This window comes from Desulfobacter sp., assembly GCF_050177295.1.
In genome coordinates this window covers 1-4,942 of the sequence record NZ_JBFXHE010000334.1, presented here as the reverse complement: position 1 = coordinate 4,942, position 4,942 = coordinate 1, and the positions used below count along the sequence as shown (strand labels likewise).

Genomic DNA, 4,942 nt, shown 5'->3' with positions numbered 1-4,942 from the left:
GGGATTTCATCCACGTCACCGACCTTGCCAAAGGACATATCTGCTGTCTTCCCAGACTCATGGAAACGCCGGGTGTGGGTATTTACAATCTTGGCACCGGCCGGGGGTATTCCGTGATTGAGATGATCAAAGGGTTTGAAACGGCCTGCGGACAAAACATCCCGTACCAAATAGCCCCCCGCAGGCCGGGCGACATTCCCGCATGCTGGGCCGACCCGTCTAAAGCCGAGCGCGAACTTGGCTGGAAAGCCCTCCTGGACATTGAGGATATGTGCAAAGATGCATGGCACTGGCAACAGAAAAACCCCAAAGGATATGACTCATAAGGAGAATAGCTATGGCGTCATTTATGTCGGAATTTGAAAGGATAATCAAAACAGGGCAGATAAATTCAGATACCCTGTCACAGATTTTAAGCCTTGATGAAGACCAGCAGCAGGCCATGATTGAACGGCTTGCCCCGGCCCCGGACAATGTTGCTTATGATATTTTATTCTTTCTTATGAACACCATGGAGCCCACGCACCCTCTTCGCCCACGTCTGTATCAACTCACCATGGACAGGGCACATATTAATTTTAAATTTTCCATGATCCTGATCAACCACACCAATCCGGATCATCCCGGCCCCATAACCCATTTAATCAAACATATTTTGAGCAAAGAGACAGACAAGGCACTGCTCAAGGACATTTTCCGGGCCGCCGGCAGACTTGGCATGGAATTTCTCGTTGATGACCTGGCGGAATTTGTTTTCTATGATGATTCTGAACTGCGCAGGGAAGCGATTACGGCCATGGAACGTATCGGCACGGACAAAGCCTTGCATCGACTGGAAAAAATTGCACAAACCGATAAATGCGATTCGGACATCCTGGATGCCCTTACTTTTTTAAAGGGTAAACAAAAAACGCCTCCTGTGTCCCAGCCCCGGGAAAAGGCAAAGAAAAAATCGAATCCGGCACTAAAGTAAAAGACTTGATAACACCGGCACAAAATGCACAAAATGATTGTTAATTTATTTTTTTATTGATACAGAATTTATACTTGTTATTTATTGGGCAATTCATCGGTCTATGGAGTATACTCGCACAAGGATCCGCTATTCGAACAGATTTACTACATGCCGCTTCCACGGGCAGGTGTACGATTGTTGAAGCCTCCGGACGTGATCTGGGCATCCCTTGCGCAGATCTTGGAAATGGAGTTTTCCAAGCGCAGTGGGATCAAGCTGATCCTCGACAAGTATCTCCACAGCTACATCGCCTATGCACGGTAAATTCCAAAGACATCCGCTGTTATACCGACCGTTTACGAACCCAGGCCGGACGGATTTCGGACCCGATGCTTGTCCAGGCAATAACCCCGTAAGGACCGCAGATAAAATGTTGAAGAAACACGGGCAGCAGAATCAGGTCTTCAACTAGTTGGATACCGCCAATTACTAAATGGAGGAACGGATGGAAATCAGATTTGTATACATGACAGCCGGAAATATGGACGAAGCGTCGCGAATAGCAAAAGCATTGGTCCAACAACGGTTGGCCGCCTGTGTAAACATCATTGACGGTATGCGTTCGGTTTATGAATGGAAAGGGGCCCTTCAGGAAGAGCGCGAGGTGGTGATGATTGCAAAAACCCGTGCGGATTGTTTGCCTGACCTGGTGGAGGCGGTGAAGGGCATGCATAGCTATGATTGTCCCTGTATCGTTGGATTGGATGTACTTGACGGCAATAACGCATTTCTGGACTGGATCAGGGCACAAGTGGGCCCTGCGTCGGTAGCGGATAACGAATGGCATGCAAAACAAGATTGATACTTACAAAACACTACAATATCCCGGCCTCTTCCTCATCCTTGAGCCACGCCTCCAGGTATTCATGAATAAAGGCGGTTTTTGCGTTCCCCCGGGGCGGCAGCCATACATAGCCCATACAATCCAGCTGCCTTTCCAGCAGACTGAAAAAAGCCTGTTCAATACCTGATTGATCCTCGGCAAGGCCCAGCCTCAAACACTCATCCACCACAGCCCGGGTAAGCTGGCCTTCGGGCAGGAACCCGTCGCATATCATGGCATTCCAGGGTTCCGGAAAATGGACAATCTTCCAGGCACAAATATCATCAGGACGCAGGATGTTTTTATTGTCCGGGTTGAACGGGGCCGGTGCAAAGAACATCTTCATACGGGAGAACTGCATCAGCTCTTTAAGAATCGCCTGTTTATCCTGGCCAAATATCCACTCTTCGGGCTCCAGCAGCACAGGTGGATACTCCTTGCTTGTCAGTGCGTACCGAAAAGGACCTTGTTTTTTCCAGAACGTTTTAAAATCCTTAACATTGGGCAATACTTTTCTTACACATGCCGTCGTCATTTCTGATTATCCTTTTTATATAACCCCACATGGGCCGCAAGCCCACAACAAACAATGAAACTAAAGACTCCAACAATTCAGGGCTAAAATGGGCGCCGCAGGCGCTTCGCCCTCTTGTTTCTTGTATCTTGTCTCTAGTTTCATATAAAAAAGTTCCAATAATTTTCGTTCAGACACTATTTTGAGTACCCTTGACCCAGCAGCTGAACCGGCCGGGCCTTCATGACCTGCCATGCCGCCCCAAGGCCGGTAGCCATGCAGGTCAAAGAAAAAATAAACTCTAGCCGCCGGCCCCGGGCCCTTTTATCGGATCTATCATTCGGCCCGTAAAAGGGCTGGTGGTTCACGGTCTTGATTCGTCCCCGCACCATGGGGGAAATCCGGGTCAGCTCTCCTTCCTGCGTTTCCATGAACTGAATCAGGGGCGCTTTTTGCTCTTCCTGGATATCTGCCAGAAACAATACCGGGATTTTCAACTTTTCCGCCAAGGAGTCCCCTTCCGAATCTATGATTCGGTGAGGGAGGAATTGGCGTAGTAGCGAACTGTTGATCTGTTTCCATGTATTTTTCTTACTTCCCGCAAGTTGACCTGCGTATATTTTTTTTCCGGATTTTTGATATATTCCCCATGAATATTGATGATTCGGCAGGATGAACTGCCGGTAAAACCGGAGATAAAACCGACACGTCCCTTGTACTGTACCGTATCCCAACGGGTGAATCCTTTTAGTGTAAAGACATTCTTGTTATTGCGTTTTTGTGTCCGATTAGGGCTTTTTCTTCCCTTTCTTGCGGTGGATTCATGCAAACTGCGTTTTCGAGACTGCACATGGTTGGTTTTGATATACCCGTCGAACGGAATGGCATTTTTGTCTGCGATGACAACCGCATCGTTTACATGCGATTTTTCGATTCCCGCTCTATTCCGATGATAACCGGTGATATAGCCAAATGTCGTAGAGAGTGGTGCTGTCTTTGATAACTCTCTTTGCAGATAGTGTTTCCCCTGCTGGACATACGCTGCTGACATATAAAAGGAACTTTTTTGTTTCGGAAGTTGCAGTCTCTCTTTATGATGTCGATCATGGCAAACGTCACAAAGCGTCATCAAATTTGAGAGCTTGTCTGTCCCGCCCTTTGCTCGTGGCCGAATGTGATGGCATTGCAGTTCTGTTTCCGTACCGCAAACACGGCATCTGAACTTGTCACGCACCAGACACGCCTGCTTGAAATTCTTGTGATAGAGCAAATCTCCATGCTGATATTGCTCACCGGAAATGTCCGGGTTCTCCATAGCCTGAAAGTCGAAATAGAGATCCTCCAGAACAATCCGGGAAATCGGCAAGGGCATCTGTTTCACCACGCGAATAATCGCATCTTTCTTTGCCCTGATTGACGGGGGGATTCGGAACATGCTTTTTTTGATTCCGGCATATTTTTGATGAACCCCATCCGCTCTGTTCAGGCAGGATCGACAGATCACCTGAGATGCCGGGGCATTCCCGCCACACACTTTACACGTCGGAAGAGACTGTTTTTTATTCAGAAATCTTGCCTTTCGATATCTTGTTTTTCTGTAACGCCTTGATCTTCGATACTGCCTTCGGGTGTCCAGCTTCGATTTGATGTCCGACCGCAGGGTAAGTTCTTCCTGAAACAGCACTTTTCCACGGGAGACCGCAGCAATACCGACCTGAATGCCGCCATCATCGATACCCACCGTCACCGTCTGGACATGCTCCGTGGTCTCATAAAGCAGTTGGATGACAAACGGCGTCCGTTGGATCATCCTGGCCTTACCTTTCTTGAGCAGAATTCTGGCATTTGCCGGATTTGTCGGCATCAGCCATTTTCCTGATTGTGATTTGACATACACGTTCATAAAATAAACCTTTCGATTATTATCACCCTCCAAAGAGGGGTAGGATTCGCCTCGCCAATGTTCAGCAGGCTTCACAACGTGGTTGACCGCCCCTACCTCACAGGGCTTTTACAGAGCCACGACAGGGCTTTGGACTGGCGAATAGATCCAAAGGTGTCTACATCCTGCCGAACGTAGTCAGTTAAGACTTAGGCTAGTCAACTTGGGCTTTTACAAGCCTCTTCTGAATCTGTGATTCAGGAGGGGTAGTTGACGTTTCTGCCCCAACAAGGCCGGATAGGACTCCTCCTGGGCAACCCCGTATCCGGCGGTAATGGAATCCCCCAGGAACAGGATTTTTATTTTTGGACTTCCCCATGCTGACGGAAAAATACCCGGCATAAAACCACCCCAGACCATTAAAACCAGCAGGACTGTTACATATCGTTTTTTCATACTTACCTTCTCCAGACAAAACCAGGGATCCTCAATTCAGCAATGATGCCATATCCAAAGTCATCAGTCCAGCTGATGCTATTTCTTAATCATTGAAATTTTTCCCGCATCGGTGTAGAAAACAAGTCAATTAAAATTTTAAAAATAAACGAGGAGTCAAATGCCGGAAACCAATGAATTTCTTGAGGATGTTCAAAAGGATTTAAAAGAGATCCTCCAGCCCTTTCAGCGGGACCTGAACCAAAAAGAGAA

The 4,942-nt window shown here is 47.7% G+C and carries 7 protein-coding genes; 3 read left to right on the top strand and 4 right to left on the bottom strand.

The genetic code is table 11. The features are described 5' to 3' along the window. The 3 genes from AB7U36_RS18365 to cutA all read left to right on the top strand — a co-directional run. The coding region (locus tag AB7U36_RS18365) for a GDP-mannose 4,6-dehydratase (RefSeq protein ID WP_428161116.1) at nt 1-326 on the top strand (326 nt) is incomplete at its 5' end. Nucleotides 327-337: 11 nt separating this feature from the next. Then, the gene (locus tag AB7U36_RS18360) at nt 338-973 is read left to right on the top strand and encodes a HEAT repeat domain-containing protein (RefSeq protein ID WP_428161115.1); all 636 of its coding nucleotides are present in this window, start codon (nt 338-340) and stop codon (nt 971-973) included. A 487-nt stretch (nt 974-1,460) separates the two neighbouring features. After that, on the top strand, nt 1,461-1,817 hold the full coding sequence (cutA, locus tag AB7U36_RS18355; RefSeq protein WP_428161114.1) for a divalent-cation tolerance protein CutA: 357 nt from the start codon (nt 1,461-1,463) through the stop codon (nt 1,815-1,817). A gap of 13 nt (nt 1,818-1,830) precedes the next feature. Here cutA and AB7U36_RS18350 read toward each other — a convergent pair whose 3' ends face one another. From AB7U36_RS18350 to AB7U36_RS18335, 4 genes are all read right to left on the bottom strand, one after another. Continuing rightward, nucleotides 1,831-2,373, bottom strand: coding sequence for a hypothetical protein (locus tag AB7U36_RS18350; RefSeq protein WP_428161113.1), 543 nt, complete (start codon nt 2,371-2,373; stop codon nt 1,831-1,833). 176 nt (nt 2,374-2,549) lie between these two features. Next, on the bottom strand, nt 2,550-2,861 hold the full coding sequence (locus tag AB7U36_RS18345) for a hypothetical protein (protein WP_428161112.1): 312 nt from the start codon (nt 2,859-2,861) through the stop codon (nt 2,550-2,552). Between the two features lie 17 nt (nt 2,862-2,878). Continuing rightward, on the bottom strand, nt 2,879-4,255 hold the full coding sequence (locus AB7U36_RS18340) for an RRXRR domain-containing protein (protein WP_428161111.1): 1,377 nt from the start codon (nt 4,253-4,255) through the stop codon (nt 2,879-2,881). Between the two features lie 210 nt (nt 4,256-4,465). Beyond that, nucleotides 4,466-4,690 (bottom strand): hypothetical protein, encoded by a 225-nt coding sequence (locus AB7U36_RS18335; RefSeq protein ID WP_428161110.1) that lies wholly within the window; start codon nt 4,688-4,690, stop codon nt 4,466-4,468. Between the last annotated feature and the right edge of the window lie 252 nt (nt 4,691-4,942).

Excerpts from the sequence above, each read along its gene's own strand:
- AB7U36_RS18360 (WP_428161115.1), top strand. The coding sequence starts at position 338 with ATGGCGTCATTTATGTCGGAATTTGAAAGGATAATCAAAACAGGGCAG.
- cutA (WP_428161114.1), top strand. The coding sequence starts at position 1,461 with ATGGAAATCAGATTTGTATACATGACAGCCGGAAATATGGACGAAGCG.
- AB7U36_RS18350 (WP_428161113.1), bottom strand. The coding sequence starts at position 2,373 with ATGACGACGGCATGTGTAAGAAAAGTATTGCCCAATGTTAAGGATTTT.
- AB7U36_RS18340 (WP_428161111.1), bottom strand. The coding sequence starts at position 4,255 with ATGAACGTGTATGTCAAATCACAATCAGGAAAATGGCTGATGCCGACA.
- AB7U36_RS18335 (WP_428161110.1), bottom strand. The coding sequence starts at position 4,690 with ATGAAAAAACGATATGTAACAGTCCTGCTGGTTTTAATGGTCTGGGGT.